The 17,315-nt window shown below is 62.2% G+C and carries 13 protein-coding genes; 5 read left to right on the top strand and 8 right to left on the bottom strand.

Annotated elements, in window-relative coordinates:
• The first annotated feature begins 104 nt into the window (after positions 1-104).
• A complete protein-coding gene (locus tag PLANPX_RS15795; protein ID WP_152099658.1) occupies positions 105-341 on the top strand; it encodes a hypothetical protein in 237 nt (78 codons plus the stop codon).
• A gap of 140 nt (positions 342-481) precedes the next feature.
• On the opposite strand, the gene PLANPX_RS15790 is transcribed toward PLANPX_RS15795, so the two are convergent.
• The 3 genes from PLANPX_RS15790 to PLANPX_RS15780 are packed head-to-tail and all read right to left on the bottom strand — an operon-like array spanning position 482 to position 4,593.
• Complete coding sequence (locus tag PLANPX_RS15790) at positions 482-1,447, bottom strand: CNNM domain-containing protein (protein WP_152099657.1); 966 nt, start codon at positions 1,445-1,447, stop codon at positions 482-484.
• Positions 1,444-2,703 carry a CNNM domain-containing protein gene (locus PLANPX_RS15785; RefSeq protein WP_152099656.1) on the bottom strand — a complete coding sequence of 420 codons (1,260 nt, stop codon included), beginning with the start codon at positions 2,701-2,703 and terminating at the stop codon, positions 1,444-1,446. Before PLANPX_RS15785 ends, PLANPX_RS15790 begins: the two co-directional genes overlap by 4 nt.
• Positions 2,704-2,730: 27 nt before the next feature.
• Positions 2,731-4,593 (bottom strand): ABC transporter permease, encoded by a 1,863-nt coding sequence (locus PLANPX_RS15780; protein WP_232536137.1) that lies wholly within the window; start codon positions 4,591-4,593, stop codon positions 2,731-2,733.
• 372 nt (positions 4,594-4,965) lie between these two features.
• Between PLANPX_RS15780 and PLANPX_RS15775 the strand changes: the two genes are divergently transcribed.
• Both PLANPX_RS15775 and PLANPX_RS15770 read left to right on the top strand, forming a co-directional pair.
• Entirely contained in the window at positions 4,966-6,534 is a 1,569-nt protein-coding gene (locus PLANPX_RS15775) for a tetratricopeptide repeat protein (RefSeq protein ID WP_152099655.1), read from the top strand.
• A gap of 806 nt (positions 6,535-7,340) precedes the next feature.
• Positions 7,341-8,219 (top strand): hypothetical protein, encoded by an 879-nt coding sequence (locus PLANPX_RS15770; protein WP_152099654.1) that lies wholly within the window; start codon positions 7,341-7,343, stop codon positions 8,217-8,219.
• Positions 8,220-8,345: 126 nt separating this feature from the next.
• Here the strand turns inward: PLANPX_RS15770 and PLANPX_RS15765 are convergent, their stop codons facing one another.
• The 3 genes from PLANPX_RS15765 to PLANPX_RS15755 all read right to left on the bottom strand — a co-directional run bounded on the left by PLANPX_RS15765 (position 8,346) and on the right by PLANPX_RS15755 (position 12,336).
• Positions 8,346-9,599: a VWA domain-containing protein gene (locus tag PLANPX_RS15765; protein WP_232536135.1), complete on the bottom strand. Its 1,254-nt coding sequence runs from the start codon at positions 9,597-9,599 to the stop codon at positions 8,346-8,348.
• A gap of 133 nt (positions 9,600-9,732) precedes the next feature.
• The gene (locus PLANPX_RS15760) at positions 9,733-10,221 is read right to left on the bottom strand and encodes a hypothetical protein (RefSeq protein WP_152099652.1); all 489 of its coding nucleotides are present in this window, start codon (positions 10,219-10,221) and stop codon (positions 9,733-9,735) included.
• A gap of 282 nt (positions 10,222-10,503) precedes the next feature.
• A complete protein-coding gene (locus PLANPX_RS15755) occupies positions 10,504-12,336 on the bottom strand; it encodes a M48 family metallopeptidase (RefSeq protein ID WP_152099651.1) in 1,833 nt (610 codons plus the stop codon).
• An 818-nt stretch (positions 12,337-13,154) separates the two neighbouring features.
• Here PLANPX_RS15755 and PLANPX_RS15750 point away from each other — a divergent pair.
• Both PLANPX_RS15750 and PLANPX_RS15745 read left to right on the top strand, forming a co-directional pair.
• A complete protein-coding gene (locus tag PLANPX_RS15750) occupies positions 13,155-13,382 on the top strand; it encodes a hypothetical protein (protein WP_152099650.1) in 228 nt (75 codons plus the stop codon).
• A 102-nt stretch (positions 13,383-13,484) separates the two neighbouring features.
• A complete protein-coding gene (locus tag PLANPX_RS15745) occupies positions 13,485-13,991 on the top strand; it encodes a hypothetical protein (protein WP_152099649.1) in 507 nt (168 codons plus the stop codon).
• Positions 13,992-14,685: 694 nt separating this feature from the next.
• Here the strand turns inward: PLANPX_RS15745 and PLANPX_RS15740 are convergent.
• The gene (locus tag PLANPX_RS15740; RefSeq protein ID WP_152099648.1) at positions 14,686-16,431 is read right to left on the bottom strand and encodes a DEAD/DEAH box helicase; all 1,746 of its coding nucleotides are present in this window, start codon (positions 16,429-16,431) and stop codon (positions 14,686-14,688) included.
• On the bottom strand, positions 16,412-17,053 hold the full coding sequence (locus PLANPX_RS15735) for a hypothetical protein (RefSeq protein WP_152099647.1): 642 nt from the start codon (positions 17,051-17,053) through the stop codon (positions 16,412-16,414). Before PLANPX_RS15735 ends, PLANPX_RS15740 begins: the two co-directional genes overlap by 20 nt.
• Positions 17,054-17,315: the final 262 nt, after the last annotated feature.

Genomic DNA, 17,315 nt, shown 5'->3' with positions numbered 1-17,315 from the left:
CGCACCATGTGAGGTAAATTTACGCGGAAGTTCGCTGCGGCGGCTTCCTCCCGCCTGGGCGACGGCCGTCGCCCGCCAACCCCCTCCCCTACCGGAGTTCCGTCATGTCGAGCACCTTGGTCACCGAGCAACCGGCATTCATCGACCGTCGCAATCCGCTCTCGGAAGCCGATGGCCCAGGACGCGAGCGCCGGCAATTCTCCAATAGCTACACCGAGCTGTCGCCCGACGCCGCCGAGCTGGCTCGCGCGATCGACACCTACAAGCTGAGTCACCGCCGGCGGTTCATCAACTTCGAAGAGATGCTGTCGATCTTCAAGTCGCTCGGCTACTCGCGCTAACGCATAAGACCACCCCTGAGGTCCCCTCCCCTTGAGGGGGAGGGTTAGGGAGGGGTGACTGAAGCGGGTACCAGGATTCGTTACCCCCTCCCCAGCCCTCCCCTCAAGGGGGAGGGAGCCAGAGGGATGTAGGGGCGAGATCATTGCTCGCGCAGCATCGCCTGCCGCAGCTCGCGACCGGTCACAAACCCGACCGTCTTGCCGCCAGCGCCGGTCACGTGACCGAGCGCATCCTCGGCCACGCTCAACTTCCCGAGCGCCGACAAAAATGTTTCGTTCTCGTTGAGCTCGACGAACGGCTCCGGATGCAGTTCGCTCGCCGGCGCATCGAGAAACAGATCGATCGTGCGAATGAAGCCGATCAGCCGTCGCTTCTGGTGAAAGTCTTCCACCGGCAGCAATGTGCGGTTGTAGCGCTGAGCCAAGCGTAGCATCTCGCTGCGGCTCATCGTCGTCGTCACCCGCACCATGCGGCTCACTGGCGTGGCGTAGTTCTTCACCGGCTGCGCCGCGACCGCCAGCATCGCTTGGGCCAGCGTCCGCTGCACCGGTCGCAGCAGCCCCGCTTCGTGCCCTTCGACGAGCATCGCCGTCAGCTCGCGCCGCGCGAGCGACAGCCGCAGTTCTTCCGGCCGTTCGCTCGTGAACAACTGCAGCACAAGGCTCAGCAGCCACAGCACGAAAGTGATCGGCGCGAAGATCACCGCGGCGACGACCACCAGCGGCGTCGAGCGTCGCATCAAGCGATTCGGTGCGTTAAAAAAGACGTTCTTCGGCAGCAAGTCGCCGCAGATGAACATGAACGGCGTCACGATGAGCGGCGGCAGCAGCTTCGCCAAGATTCCGCCTGCGGGCCATAACGACGTCGTCGCCAGGATCACCGCTTGCGAGGTGAGGTCGTTCGCCAGGTTGTTGCCGACGAGCGCCGTTGCGACGAAGATCGACGGCTGATTCGCGAACCACAACAGAATCCGCGACATCCGGTCGCCGGCAACGCCTTCCATCACCAGCCGCAGTCGGCTGAGGCGAAAAAAGCCTGTTTCCGTGCCGCTAAAAAAGGCGTTCATCGCCAGCGCGGCGACGAACAGCGCGAGGGCTGCGATCATGGCAACGGCCCTCCAGCTGGCGGGATTTGCAGTTCGATCTTCACATCGCCGGCGTCGCCCGCTTCGAGGACGCGAAAGTGGAACCCGCTCCACACGAGCTCGTCCCCTTCCACCGGAATGCGCTGCAACTCCTCCTGCATGACGCCCGCCACCGTCACGCTGCGGCTCGCCTCCAGCGGCACGTCAAAGTGGCGACTCAACCGCCGCAGGTTCGTCATGCCGGTCACGTGCCAGCGATCGGGCGCCACCGGCACGATCGAAGAAGTCGCCAGCAACCGCGCGCTGCGGCTCGACTGCTCTTCAAAGATCGTTTCCAGCACGTCTTCGATCGTGACGATGCCAATCGTTTCGCCATACTCGTTGACGACGACGGCGACGTCGCGCTGCTGCCGACGCAGTTCATCCAGAATCGCCGCGACCGTCGCGCACCATGGCACGTAGACGACCGGTTGGGCGAACTTTTCGAGGTGATGCCGCGGGATCGTCGAGAGTTGCTTCAGCGGAATCGCCGCCGTGACGTCGTCGCTTTCATCCTCGGTAATCAGCAAGTAGCCCGCCGGCGGCAGTTCGCCCTGCAAATGCTCCAAGTGCACCGGCGCCGCGTAAGACTGATACTGATTCCGCGGCCGCATCAGTTCCTCGGCCGGTAGTTCCGAGAGGAGCACGATGTTGCGCAGCGCCGATTGCTCGAGCGCCGCCAACTGCGCGTCGCTCGTCGACAGTTCGATCGCACGCTCCAGATCGCTGATTTCAAGATACGGCTCGCGCTCGAAGTTCGGCAGAAACACCCGCTGCAGCAGGTTGTTCGCGGCGGCGAAGACCGGCATCATCGGGTCGATGACGCGGACCATCGCCGCGAGCGGCAAACTGCACAGGCTCGCGAAGACGCGCGGCTGCTGGACGCCGATCGTCTTCGGAAGCATTTCGCCGAAGACGATCATCGCGAGCAACGATCCGACCATCAGCACGCTATTTTCCGTCGTGCGGTTGCTCGCGCTGAGGCGATGCTCGACGTCGGCGCCGACAACGAAGAATCCAAAGCTGAACAGCAGATTCCAAAACAAGATCGCCGTCAGCAGCCGATCAGGCCGGCCGAGTAGCTCCACCGCAGTTCGCTGCGCCGCGTTTCCCTTTTGCAGCCTCCGACGGTCGTCGGGCTGCAGCGAGAAGATGGCGGCCTCCGAGCAGGAGCAGAAGGCCGAGAGGGCCGTCAGCACGAGCATCGCGATAAAGTGGAAGCCGAATTCTTGGATCATAGCGCGCCATGCCGCGTGAGCGGGCAGCTAAATATCTCGCGCCGTAGTTCGCCCGGTGGCGACGTCGAATTCAAAGATGGCGGGAATCAGCAGCGTCGCGGTCGCGAAGCCGTACATCAAAATGGTCACGAGCGCCGCAGCGCCGTAGCTCAGCTGTAAGAACGTCGAGATCACGTAAAACGTCGCGAACGGCGCGAGCATCGACGCCCACCAAATCGCCGGCGACGGATTCCGCCGCCCCAGCGCGAAGAACAACCCCGCCCCGCCGCCGAGCATGAATGCCACAAACGACAGCAGCTGATTCTCAAAGTTCGCCTGGAACGCCACCATCATCCGCATGCACACCGCGACGCCCAGCAGCAAGAACAACAGCGTGCCGATGCTCACCCCGACGGCCGACCGCGAGTTCGGATAAGTCATCCCCGAGTGCACGCCCAGCATGGCGACAAACGCGTTGAGCACCGCCAGGCTGCCCAGCATGAACAGCAGGTTCTCGGTCGAAATCCGTTCGTACCACCAGCAGACGACGCACAATAGCGCCGGCAGCACGATCATCTCTTTCGCGTTGAACAGCACGCCCCACAACTTGCCGAAGATGATTTCCTTCGGCGTGAGGTCGGTCACCAACAGCAGGTCGAGCGCCCCCGAGTCGCGCTCGTTGGTGATCGACGTCACTGCCAGCGCGTTGACCAGCACAAGGCCGAGCACCAGTAGCGGCACGAGCGGCCGTGAAGCGTCGGGCATCGCGCCGCCGGCGGCGTTCACGGGCTCTGTTTTCAAAATGCCGTACACGCCCCAAGCGCACGCCGCGAAGATGGCGAGGTACGCGAGCCGCACGACGACGACCTTCTTGCCGTAGGCCCAGGTGCAGACCTCCCGCCACAAAATCGGGTTGTCCCACACTTCCTTCGTCCGCCCAGGCGCGGCATGCACGTCGCGCGGCGCGGCCGACTCGTCGATTTCGTTGTGCGTTTCGTCGGCCGTTTGCGGACGCGCTTCGCGCGTCGGATTCCAAACCCGCACCAGCAGAATCGCCAGCAGGTTGAGCGCGAGCGCCATCCCCGCAGCGGCGATCGTGAACACATCGGACGACGCCCCCAGCCACGGCGCGTCGGCGAACATCGGCGTAAACTCCGTCCGCGGCGCCGCCGCCGCGAAGATCGCCCGCAACGGACTGACGGCGATCGCCCAGTGCGATGCATCAACGCCGAGCGCCAGCGGCTCGTCGCTCGCCATGGCCGCGATTCCCTCGCCCGCCAGCAGCCACAACATCAGCGCGAGCGCCGTCATCGCGAGGGTTTGGAACGTTTTCTCACGCCACAGCGCGATCGTCGAACCGAGACTTCCCGCGGCTGCGGCGGCGGCGAGCGTCACGCCCATCACGCGCAAGATCTGCGCGTGCGACACGCCTCCCAACAACGCGAGCAGCATAAACAACGGTACGGCGGCAAGAATCAGCACGAGCACCGTCAGCATGCTCGCCAGCAGCTTGCCCACGACCAATTCCGAGTTGGTCATCCGCGTCATCAGCAGCAGGTCGAGCGTACGACGATCTTTTTCCTGGGCGACCGCCGCCGCCGTGAGCAGCGCCGAGAAGCCAATCGCCATCGCGAGCTGCACCGGCGCCAACAGGGCGAACACGGCGGCGCCGAAGCGAGACAAATCGCCGAGCGTTCGAACCGGCTGCGACCCGAACAGGATCAGCCACGCCGTACAAACCAGCCCAAAGAGGGCGGCGATATAGATGGCTCGCGAGAGGTAGAGCCGCCAAGACCGCGGGGCCGTCGCCAACTCTCGGGTAAAGACGGGCCCGACCAACAAAGCTTGAGGTTCCTTCGCGGAAGCGACAGAGACGGCGGGCGAGCTGCGTTCCAGTCCTCTAGAACGCACCGCAGACCGCCTGGAAGAACCTCAATATAGGCGGAGGGGCCCGCAGAGTCGAGCAAGCGACCTCCGCCGCCGCTTGGCTTCGTTTCCTGACGACCTCTCAAAGCCCCGCCGAGCTCCCGTCACGGCTGGCCCCGCGACTCCCGCGGAAAGTCGCCCAATCAGTACGATCGCTACAGTTCTGCAACTCGTCCCTCACCCATGGTCCCGGAGCCCGGAGTCCCTAGAATCTAGTGTCGCCGACCCGTCGACTTCGTCTAGAATGCTGGGAAGCGCCGTCAGCGGCGTCCCTCCCTGCCCAGGCAAAGCACAACAATTCAAACTTCGACGCGCGATGACCGCGCGTCGGAGGGCAACTACTCAGAAAGGTTGATCATGACTTCGCGCACGTTTCGCGGCGCTCTTGGCCTGAGCTCCGCCGCTCTGGTCGCCGCGGTGATCGGCATTCAGCCAGGGGACGCTCACGCCCAGGCAACCACGCCCGCGGCTCCGGCCGCCGGCGCTCCTGGCGCCCCGGCTGCCGCTCCTGGCGGCGTTGCCGCTCCGCAAGATCCCTTCACCGTCGAGAACCTGATCGGCGATTCGGTTTCGCTCTCCAACCAGTCTTACCCAGAAATCGACAGCGCGCTGCAACGGTTCAAAAACGGCGACGTCAAAGGCGCCAAGGAATATCTTGAGCTCGCGAAGCAAAAGTACCCGAAGCTGCCCCCGGTCGACCTGATGCTGGCGAAGTTGTTCGTGTTTGCTCGCAACGGCGAACAAGCCCGCGCCGCCCTTGAATCGACCGTCACCAACTACCCCGACGACCCGGAAGCCTACCTGCTGCTTGCCGACCTCGCGTTTGCCGAAGGCCGCACGACCGAGTCGCATGCCCTGTTCGAGAAGGCGAAGTCGCTTGTCGACAAGTTCAGCGACAACGCGAAGCGTCAGCAGAACTTCCAAATCCGCGTGCTAGCCGGACTCGCCGCGGTGCACCAACGCCGTCAGCAGTGGGAGCCGGCCAACGCGCTCCTCGTGAAGTGGGTCGAGCTCGATCCCGATAGCGCTGCCGCTCACACCCGCCTCGGCGAAACGATGTTCCGCCTAAAGAAGCCGGCCGACGCCTTCAACGAATTCAAGAAGGCCCGTGAACTCAACACACAGTCGAGCCACCCGTACATCGTCCTCGGTCAGCTCTTCACCCAAGACAACAAGATCGACGAAGCTCGTAAGGCGTTCGAGCAAGCTTTTAAGGAAGATGGCAAGAACGAAGCCACGGCCCGCGCCTACGCCGAATGGTTGATCCAGCAAGATCAACTCGACAAGGCGCAAGTCGTTGCCGAGGAAATGCGCAAGAACGCCCCGACGTCGGAAAACGCGTTGATGCTCGACGGCCTCGTCGCCAAGATGCGCAACGACGCCGCCGGCGCCGAAGAGGCCCTCACGCAAGTCCTTAGCATCAACCCGTCGAACGCCGGTGCGATCAACCTCCTCGCGCTCATCCTGTCGGAAAGCCCGAACCTCGCTCAGCAAGAGAAGGCTCTGCGCTACGCTCAGATGAACGCCGAACGCTTCGGCAACAACTCGCAAGCGAACATCACGCTCGCGTGGATCCTACAGAAGCTCGGCCGCTCGGCCGACGCCGACCAGTTCCTGCAAAAGGCGGTGCAAGGCGGTCAGCTCAACGCCGATTCGGCCTACCTCGTCGCCAAGATCCTGGTACAGAAGGGCCAGAAGGACAACGCGCTGAAGGCGCTTGAGCAGGTCCTGGAACAAGCGGGCAACGGCATGTTTATGTACCGCAAAGAAGCCGAAGCGCTCGTCAAAGAACTCGGCGGCACGTTGCCGGCTGCTGGAGCTCCAGGCGCCGCGACGCCCGCAGCCGGCGGTACGGCGCCGGCTGCCGCTCCCGCGGCCGGGACGGGAACGACGTTGCCCGTGGCAACGCCCAGCGCCCCTAAGTAAGCTTGCCGCCGTTGATTGAGCGGCGTAACCTGAGCACAATGAAAAAAGGTAGCGGCAAGTCGATCCGTCGACTTGCCGCTACCTTTATCCTGAAGCAAAACACAACTAGTGTTTCGCCCTCCCGTCTCTTGATACTGAATGTATCGGCGAAGCCGGTAGATCGCCTGAAGCCGATTCTGGCGAAAGATTCCCCTCCCGCGAAGAGACGGGCTAGGGGAGAGATTCACGACCGCTACGTCGTAACGATTGTAAGCCGCCAATCGACGCCTTCACCGCCAGCGTTCGGCTGACAGCTGATCGCCGCCTTGATCTAGCCCCGGGCTCCGCCCGGGGGCCGGCAACCATTCCGATTGGCGTCGTCGCGCGGACTGCCACCCCCGGGCGAAGCCCGGGCTAGAAACGCAAAAAGAGCGGGCGAGGCTCGTTGCCGAGCCCCGCCCACCCTCGCTTTTGCCCCGACCGCGGCTACGCCTCACTCCCCAGTTGGCGCCGTCGCGTCCGAAGCATTCAAATGTGCGGTCACAGCGAACAAGATTCCGCGTCGCTGGGGGCGATTCGTCGGTGATCTTTCGCTGCCGAATCATGCGTTACGCCAGCGGCGCCGGCAACTTGAACCGGCAAGTTTGCCGATGCTTTCAGCTCTGCCCGACCGCTACAATCGGACCGAGGCCAAAATCCCCGCGATTTGCGGCTCGTCCAGTAAGGTGCGAGCCCACTAGGATTGTGGGAGTCGTCTCCGACGCCGATTTCGCTCACCACGCAAATTGCGCGTTGCCCCGCCAGCAAGCCCTAAGAAGCCGCCGCAAGTGACGCTGATTGCCGCCGCCACGCTCGATGGTTCTCCAGGGTGGCTCGCCTCCGCACTCGCCGTCGCCCTCGCGCTTGCCGGCGTCGCACTCCTCCGCCGCGTCCGCGGCACAACCCTCACGGCCCCTACCCTCTGGTGGATTGCCGCCGCCCTTGCGCTCGCCGCAGTCGAAGCCGCCGTGGCCACGGGGCGCCTCGCCCCCGCCTCGCTCGGCGGTTCCCTGTGGCGGTACGCGGCCGCCGTCGGAAGCTTCTGCCCGCTCATCGCCGTCCTAGGCGCCAAACGGCCCCAAGACCGCGGTTGGCAATGGGTCGTCGTCGCCTTGTGGCTAGTCCTGCTCGCCCCCGCAGGCCAAGCCCTCGCGGCGCCAACCGGCCATCGGCTCGAACTATTCGGCGCCTGGCGACTCCTTCTGTGGGGACTCGCCGCGATGGGGCTGCTGAATTACCTGCCGACCCGCTTCGCCCTCTCGGCGTTCCTCGTCGCCGCCGGGCAGATCGTCCTCTTCAGCCAGACGACGAACCAGTTCCAGCAACTCGACGCCGCGACGAGCGTCGCCATCGCTCTCGCATTGTTCCACGCCGCATGGCTCGCCGGAGAAATTGCCCGTCGTCCGCGCTGCTCAGCGCCGCACGAGGCGCAGGCGGCCCGCTGGCTCGCCTTTCGAGACCATTGGGGTTCCTTTTGGGCCTTGCGCGTGATGCAGCGCATCAACCAAACCGCCGAACTCGCCGCCTGGCCGATCCGCCTGCAGTGGGGAGGCTTTGTCGACGCCAGCGACGGCTCGCCCGTCTGGGAACTGCCGCCAGATCTCGCGTCGGCGCTCGATCAATCGCTCGACAACGTCCTGCGCCGCTTTGAACGGCTCCCCAAGTGATCGCCGCGCGAAACGCTTGCGTGCACGCACCGCAATAACCCCGACCTAGCTAGGTCGGGGCCAGCGCCAAAATCAAGGCTGCCGCCGCCAAGCAACTCACTCGCGCAGTGAAGCGGAATTAGCTCGCTAATCGAGCGCCGAGATTGCCTGCCGCAGCCGTCGTCGATCGCCCCCATAGTTCGCTTTTAACTTCGCAATCGCCAGTTCGCGCAACGTGATGAACCGATGCTGCCCCTTGGTGAGCCGCGCCAACTGCCGCAGCGTGCTGTCGCTGCGGGCCTGCGAGCAAAAATGGACGATATTGATCTGAATCTTCGCCCGTTTGCATTCGACGGCAAGTCGGCGAATCTCCTCCATCGGCGGATCGTCCTTCTGTTCGGCGTCGGTGAGCACGAAAATCACCTGCGGCCTAGTTTTGATCGCCTGCTCCAGCCCCGACAGATGATTCGTCCCGGAATCGGCCGTCATGTTGCGAATGAAGTCGCGCACGCGGCCGATGTTGGCGGGCGTCGCCCCGAACAACTCCGAAGAGTTATCGAACGCCACCGCGCCGTCGTTGTAAAACACGACCTGAAATCGACAGTCTGCTTTCAAATCGCCGAGACTTCGCTGCAGTTCCTTCTTCGCCGCTTCAAGCGGCGTCACTGTCATCGTGATCCCGTCGTCTGCTCCCAGCGTGTAGACGTAGTTCATGCTGTCCGAGCGATCGAACACATAGACGAAGTCGCCCCCTTCGCCCGCCAGTCCGAACATGCTGGTAATCGCCTGACCCGGCCCGCGACCATTGCCGCGGCCCGTCCCCGCGCCAGCGCCGTCGCCGCCGCCCGATCCGGAACCGGCGCCGCCGTCACCCGCACTGCGGGCCGAACTGCCAGTCGTCGTGCTCGCGGCGAACAGCGCCGCCGCTTCCTCGGCGAACGCATACTCCGTAGCCTCGCCAGTCGCGACGCCGTCGATGCTCTCTTCAATGATCCCTTCGAGTGGAGCCGCTGCGGCCGCATTTGCCGTCGTCAGCGGATCGTCGATCGCCGGCAAGCCGGTTGAATCGCCCAACGGATCGCCGCTCCCGCCGCCGCCCGCGTCAAATTCTGACAGCCCCAAATCGCCGCCGCTGCTCAGCGTAATGTCGAGCCCCGGTTCGGTGACCGCCCGCTGCACGAGCAGCCCCATCACCAGTGTGAGACACATGTGGATGACGAGCGACGCCAACCACGGCGGAACCAGCTCCAAATCAAATACCGAGGCTCGCTCGGGGCGCGCAGAGTCGACGGCGGCTGCGTTGGTTCGCATCACGCGACGGCGGTGGCTTGAGTTCTGTTCCGGGGAGAGAGGCAAGCGATGCGACTCCGTCATGCGGCGCCGCATGCTGCCGTCATGCATTCTGGCGAGTCGTGAGAACCAAAAGCAAGCGATCGGCGAAAAAATCGACAAGCCAGCTGCGCGAACCGACAGTCGTGGCGCGTTGCACGGAGGAAATAGGCGGCGGCTTGCAAGTGCCCGCGCGAGCAGCCATTCAGTTCTGCTCCGGCGCCGCAGGCGTTGCCGTTGCATCAACCGCTGAATCAACCGCAGCGGTGCGTCGCTGGCAGGCGTTGCGAATTTCCTCCAACTCCCATTTCTGCTGTGCCCGCCACCAGTAGGGATCGCTGATGTTGCCGATCCGGATCTGCCAGGGATTCATCGCGGCATCGGGATGATTCGACGACCACGCGGTGCGAAGAACGTCTTCAAACTCCTCGTCGCTTAGCTGAAACTCCCGCTGCAAGTCGGCGACTGCGTTGTAGTCTTCCTGCTGCTCCAGATAGGCGTCGAGATCGGGCTTCGTCAACGCCGCGGCGGCATCGGCGCGTGCTTGGCTAGCTGCGCGCTTCTGCTCCGCCTTCTCCAAGTGCGGCTGCGCCCTAAAAAATGCCTTCGCGCCAATCAACAAAATGACCACGAGGACGCCGATTCCCACCGGCTTGCCAGATGACGATTCCGATTCAGGTTCGCTGTCTGCCACGGCGGTAGTCCTCCAAATTCACAGCGTGCAACGGTCCATAGCGACGGACGGGCGTGCAAAGGTCCGCTGTCGGCGGTACGCACGAGATAAGTTACACGCCAACGTCGCAGCATGCGAGAATTGGCGATAAACCGAGGCAAAAGGCGTCGGTGTCTTAGGGGATTCGCTTCATCTCTCGGGTGAAACCGTCACGATCGCTGCTTGCGAGCGACTGCCTGTATCTTCTCTGGGGCGAAGCAACCCCAGCCACGCTTGCAGCGAGAACCTAACAGCCGTCGTCTTCTAGCTGGTCTTCTCCGCTCGCTCGCTTTGGTAAGCGACGGCGGTTTGATATCTTCCCCAAAACCTATTCAGCGCGTCGAGCACTTCCTGCTGATTGGGAAACTTCTGCAGCTTGATCGAAGCCTTCTGCTTCGCGCTGCCGCGCTGCAACTTAATCTGCAACTCGCCCCCCTCGGTCATTTGCAGCTGCAAAATTTCGCGGAAGTAAATCGGCTCCTCCCATTTGGTGAAGGCCATCTTCTCGAAATCAATCCGCAGCTCCCCTTCTTTGCCGGTGAACGAGACGCCGGGAAAATGTCGCACGACCACTTCCCGCTCCTGATCCGTCGCGGGCAGATACCGGTACGGCAGCGATTGCTCGTGGTACTGGCGAAACTCCGCTTCAAACTCATCCCACTGCGCCCGCTCCAAACCGGCGGCGTCGGCAATTCGCTCGTACCACCGGCCGTTGCCCGTTTGGGCGAGCAGCGCCTGCATTTCCGGCAGTTCAATGCGCAGGCCAACCGCCTCCAGCCGATGCGCCAGCGGAGGGTGCGAGTCGAACGGATGCGCCGACTCCAACTCGCCGACGTCGGGTTGCGAGAAAAACGTCGCGGCATATTCCGGGAATCCTTGCTCAACGCGCTCCGCAACGTTCGCCTGCTCCAGGGCCACCTCTTCGCTGAATAGTTGCCGCTGGACCTCCTCGCGGTAGGCGCTGTAGGCGATCACCCGCGACAGCGCTCCCGCCATCGCCGGCGTCGAGGTCGTCTGCTTGGCAATTTGATCGGCGCGGAACTCCCGCTCGCGCCGCAGCTTCGAGAGCGACAACTCAAACAGCGCCCGAAAGAAGTTCATAAAGTAGAACACCGGCAGCGACGCCCCTCCCTCCTGCAACGCCCCCAGGTAATGGCCATAGCGAGTGAGCAGCGGAGAAATTTTCTTTGAGTAGAGCGTGTCTTGGCCGCTGAAATGCGCCATTTCGTGCGCCAAGATCGCGTCGGCCTCCTCTTCATGCAACTGCTTCAACAGCGACAGGCTGACGAACAACGTACGACCCGTATACTGCTTCCCCTTCACAATCACCGGCATCTCGGTCACGAAGAAATTGTTGTCGATGCCCAGGATGACGTTGTCGGGAGGAGTCGTCCCCACTTTCGCGCAAATCTCCTTCAAACGGTTGAACAGCGCAGCGTTGGCGACGGGATCGGCAGGTTCGCCGACGATATGATTCTCGTTCGGCGTGCTCTTGAAGATGCCCTTCAATACGGCGGCAATCCCCAGCAGCGCCATGGCGCCAGCGATAAAGATCAGCTTGACGAAATAGATTTCGAACCAAAAAGCCGTCACCCAAAACGACAGCGCCACGAGCAACACGCCGATCACGATCGTTTGCAGCGCGCCGTAAATTCGCAACACATGCCAGCCGATCGACAGACACAAATACTGAGCGTGATGCGATCGCATCGAAATCGGAATGCAAGCCCCCACGAGCGCCAGCACAGCCAACCCCGCCAGCAACGACCAGAGCGACAGCCGAATCAACCAACGGAACATCGCGTAGTAGCCCGTCGCCTCGGGGGTGAGCCCCAGATCGGCGTCCCCGCTCGCGACCAACTCCGACGCCGGATGATCGGTAAAGAACTGAATCGCCTCGGCCTTCTCCGCCGCAGGCATCTCCGCGTCTTGGTTAATCTGCTGCGTGATCGAAGCGAGCAAGTCAGCGTCGAAGCTTGCTTGGACGTGCAGAAAGAACAGCAGCGAACCCAATGGCACGGCGAAGATCAACAGCGCCGGGTAGACGAACGTCTTGGCGAACCCCGGCGCATTGGGCGATGCGGAAGATTTGGACATCGAATTGACTCCTTAGACGCCGGCAGCGAACGCCTCCGGCGGAGAAGGCCGCATTCTGGCCGAAGCAGATGCATTTGGCCACAGGAGAAGTTTTGAGAGCCGAAAGTCGAGTGACGCTCCAGGGCGGTATGCTCTCGCCCAGCGACGACACGTCGCTTGCCGTTTGCCGAGCTACGACAGCTCCACTGCAAACGCCCAATCTTTATCGCGAGTCGGACGTCGTGCGACCAATGACCCAGGTCCCGCCGATCTCGGCGTCTTCCCAATGCGATCACGCTCGTCCAACCGCCCAAATCTCGCCACGATCCGCGTCGCGGTTCGCGATTCGTCTACGGCGAATTCGAACTCAAGCTCAAATGGCGCCAAATAGAACGGCCCCGCGCCCTTCTCAGCCCAGTACGCCGCCCCGAAGAGAAGGAACTGCCGCTCGGCCCGCTGGCTCACATCGAGTTCGAAGACTCCATCGCACCACCAACTCGACGAGGCCGATGAGTTCTTGAGCTCGAACAGTCGACAAAGATAGAACTCGATCGCGCCTGCCAGCGCCGACTGGTTAGAGCCAACAATCGCCCGCTCGGCGTCTGGCAGCGCTCGCCACCGCCACAGTTCCGCGGCGATGCGTTGCTCAAGCGTTTCGTATTGAGGTGATTCGAGATTCTCAGTGAAGGCGGCGACCCTTAAGAGCGAGTGGTAGCAAGATTAATAAAGGCCAGCGGCTCCGCCGTTGAACGAAGGACCGATTCGTTATATTGGCCCTTCAAGCCTCTATCCCAAATTTCCGCTGACGGAGGGGCATAATAGCATGTGGCAATCGGACTATGAAAGAAGTCTTACGCAATTGTGGCGGAATGTACATCTTATTTGAAGATGGCGGCGCCTACGTATTAAGCGTGATGGTCGGTGGAATCGCGATGTACGAAATGCGAGTACGACTTAACGCGACGGAAGTTGCAGGGTATCGCGACGAAGGAGAAGAATTCGTCGGTACGCTTGCCGACCAAATTGCCAGAGATCCTGGCAAGTACGAAGCTCGTGCAGTGCGTTAGGTTCTCCTCAGAGTTTCAATTGAGTTGGACCAAAATGATGCCCCCGTCTGGTATAGTCACGCCTGCTCAACGACCAAAATGCAATCCCATCGAAGTGCCTGCATGCCCAAACGGAATGGCTGCCAAATCGGGTGCTTATTCTTCGCTGTACTCTTCGTCGCGCTCGCGTGGCTGCTATGGGCTGGTGCAGTCGGCAAGTACGAAGTGCTAACGTCATTCGCTGACGACTCCAGCGGCATGGAGAACGCTTTTCCAGACTTCCCGACGAACGGACCGATCGCCTGCCGCACTTATGTCTTAAGGTTTGGAAAGCGTGTGTTGGCCGGGAGGGTTGATCCCGCCGCTTTTGATGTTTGGACGAAGCAGCATTACCCGCCTCATTGGGAGACATGGCAAGCGGATAGCGATAAGGCTTACGACGCCTGGTTCAAAGACGAAGCCTTACTTAAGCGCGTCGGTCTTCCTCATTTATTCCAACGCAGCGGGGACACGATGACGGAGTTTCCCACGTCCAGCAAGCGGCTTCATCACTCGCTGGAAGTGAACATCACTCAAGGAACGTTTCTTTACGTCGCCGTTTTCAATGACGGTGACGGCGAAGAGGAGTAAGTCGACGCTTCGCGACAACAGCCATCCGTCGCGCTGCATTCCCAAGCACCCTCTAGCCCCGACCTAGCTAGGTCGGGGCTGCAACAGGTCGCCAGGTGGCAGAAAATCCCTACTCCAAAACTGCCGCTCAATTTGCTAGTCTGAATTTATGAAAACGCAATGGCGAGCGCTCGCCATCGCGGCGATGGGCCGCTCTGCATTGCGTCGGGCGGCATGCTCTCGCCCGAGGGCGCGAGCATGCTGCAAGCGATAAATGTTACGCAGTGATTGACCATGTCGACGCTTCTCGACTACCTGCCAGTCGTCGTGAAATGAGAAGCGTCAGTTGCGTCGCGTCTCAAGTCGCAACGACGTAGAGACTTGCGAATTCTGTCGCCAAAAACGCGTTGACGCGACAAAAATGACAAGCGACAGAAATGACAAACTGAGCCGCGAGACGGGTATCAGGTCTCGATTTGGGACGGCGCGGTCGCAAGAAGCGACGCATGTGAGTTCGATTCACACCGCTAGGCGACACTGCATTGCGCTAGTGTCGCTGGTTAAGACTCAGCCAAACAACAACTTACGATTAGTGTCGCCAAAAACGCGAAATGCGACACCTGCGACAACTCACTTTGCAGTACGACCCTCATCGTCGTGCCCGTAGTGCCGTCGTGGTTCAATTCTCTTTTCAGATAAGAGAAAACAGCAGCAACTAAGCCGCAGCAGATTCAGCCTTCGGCTCCGGAAACCGCAAATTAAACAGTCCAAAGATTTCGTCGCGCGACAGCCGTAGCTTGCGCGTCGCGTGTTCTTCATCGAACACGGCATTGAAAAGATCGCGTTTCTCGGCCAGCACCCGGTCGATCCGTTCCTCGATCGTGCCGCTCGCCAGGAATCGCGTCACGGTCACCGGACCAGCGGCGCCGATGCGGTGGGCGCGGTTGATCGCCTGATCTTCGACCGCCGGATTCCACCAGCGGTCGAATAGAAACACGTAGCTCGCGAACTGCAGGTTGAGCCCGACGCTGCCAGCGCCGTAGCTCATCAGCAGGACGTTGCTACGCGGATCGTTGCGGAACTGTTCGATGACGCCGTCGCGGCGATGGGAGGGGATGCGACCATGATATTCGAGCGGACCAAACCGGCTGAGCGGCTCGCGCAGCTTGTCGATCGAATTGACCCACTGGCTGAAGACGATCGCCTTCCGCCCGCTAGCGGTGCATTCTTCGAGATCGGCCTCGAGTCGATCGAGCTTCGCGCTCGAACCGGTCGCCGGGTCGAAGTTGCAGATCTGCTTCAGTCGCAGCACGAGCTCGAACACATGCTGAATCGTCAGCTCGGCGCCGATGTCGTTGAGCCTCACCACGCCATCCGCCTCAGCGCGTTGATAGGTCGACCACTGTTCCGGCGTGAGTTGCACGTCGGCGTCGCGGATCAGCTTCGGCGGCAACTGCGTGAGGACGTTATCTTTGGTGCGGCGCAGCACATGATCGCCAACGGCGGAGCGAATCTGCCCCGTCTTCATTTGCGGCCGCAACCGGCCGGGCGAAACGAACTCGAAGATGCCGACCAGATCGTCGGCGCTGTTTTCGATCGGCGTGCCGGTAAGCGCCCAACTCCGCGAGCGTGGGATCGCACAGACCGACTCGTGTGTGGCGCCGGCGCGGTTCTTAATCCGCTGAGCTTCGTCGACAATCATGAGGTCAAACGGCGTCGGTACGTTGAGCGCCAGTTCGCGATCACGCACGACGACTTCGTAGTTCGCGATCAGCACCCCCTGCTCCGCCCGATTCCAAATCCACTGCCGCTGCGTTTGCGAACCCTCGACAATCGTGACCGGCAGTTCGGGCGCCCATTGCGTGAACTCCCGCCGCCAGTTCGTCACCAGCGGCTTCGGGCAGACAAGCAGTGCGCGGCGTACGAGACCCTGATGAGCTAGCAGCCGCAGCGTGACCACGGTTTGCATCGTCTTGCCGAGCCCCATCTCGTCCGCGAGGACCGCTTCGTGCCGCGGGTAGAGGTAGGCGATGCCGTCGAGCTGATAGGGGAACGGCTTGAATGGGAAGTCGAGCGCTTCCGACGCGAGCAAATTCTCCAGCGGCGGTTGCAGCAGGTACGCGAGGCGGTCTTCGAGTTTCACCACGTCGCGCGGCGGGCGAATTCGCGTCGCAGTCGGTTGCGGCAGTCGCGGCGCTACGCTGCCAACAATCGGCGATCGCGTCGCTGCAGCTGCAGATGCCATCGGCCGCGCGGCGCCAAAGATTCCGCCGTGCCGGCGCACGTCACTCCCTTCCGGCAGCACGCGGCCAAAGGTGCGGACCTTCAACGGCGCCAGCGGCAACGCAAACGCATCGGCGTCGGCCGGCTCGCACTCGATGCCGGCCGTCGCGGGAATCTCGATCGCGTCGAGCGGGAATCGCAAGACCTCGATGGCGACGTTACGCAGCGGCGCGGTCATGGGGATACTCCGCGGCGTCGTGCGAGGCAAGTTGCGCTTCCGTCAATGCAGCGCGGATGCGCTGGAACGGTTCAGCGAGAAACACGTTGCAGGCGAGCGGCTCCAACATCCGCGCGAGTTCGTCTACCGTGCGCGACGATGTGGAGGAAGCAATGATCTCACAACCGTTGATGATTAATCCCGCCGCCGCTCCCGACGCGCTCGGCGAAACGGAAACGGCTCCATCCTCGGGAAGCGGATACTTAGCCGAGATCGACAGCGTCGTCGCGATCTCCGGCAACGCGCTCTCGGAGGTCAACGATCGCACCAGCAAAATTTCTTCAGGACGCAGCAGCGACAGCGGCAGCATGTCGCGCTGGTCGGTGAGGATCGCCGTAGCGTGCAGCTCGGCGCCAGCAATCAAAGCGCGGCCGATTACCTCGGCGAAAAGGTACGGCCGCAAAGTCGGCCCATACAGTATCTCTTGCGCACGACTTGCAGTCACCGGGGTGCTGCAACGGAACTCGAGCGGTCGCCCCTGGGGCGATAGCACGAGGTACCCGCCAAAGAGTCCATGATCGGGGCTTTCCAGCACCGTCAAAAACCCAAAAGCGGCCAACGCTTTGGTGGAAGCGGCATCCATGCCGGGCGGGTCCGAGGGCGGGCAGGCGGGGGCGGGCGTCAATTCGGCCGGCATCCATGCGGCGGCCGTGGCCTAGTGGCCAAGCGGTCAATCAAGGTAACTAACCCATCGGGATTGGCACGGGGGTGACTTTAGGCCGCGCATTTTGTCTGGTAAGTGGCGCCGATCGCTAGAAAAATATTTAAGTCCCATTACACTGTAGGGATCGTTCGGAAGAGCGATCGCGTCGGCAGCGGAGGGTGTGCCGGCGCCAAGAACTCCC

The organism is Lacipirellula parvula, assembly GCF_009177095.1.
Taxonomy (GTDB): Bacteria; Planctomycetota; Planctomycetia; order Pirellulales; family Lacipirellulaceae; genus Lacipirellula; species Lacipirellula parvula.
Note: the sequence above shows the minus strand (reverse complement) of the source record. Positions and strands in the feature narration are given on the sequence as shown.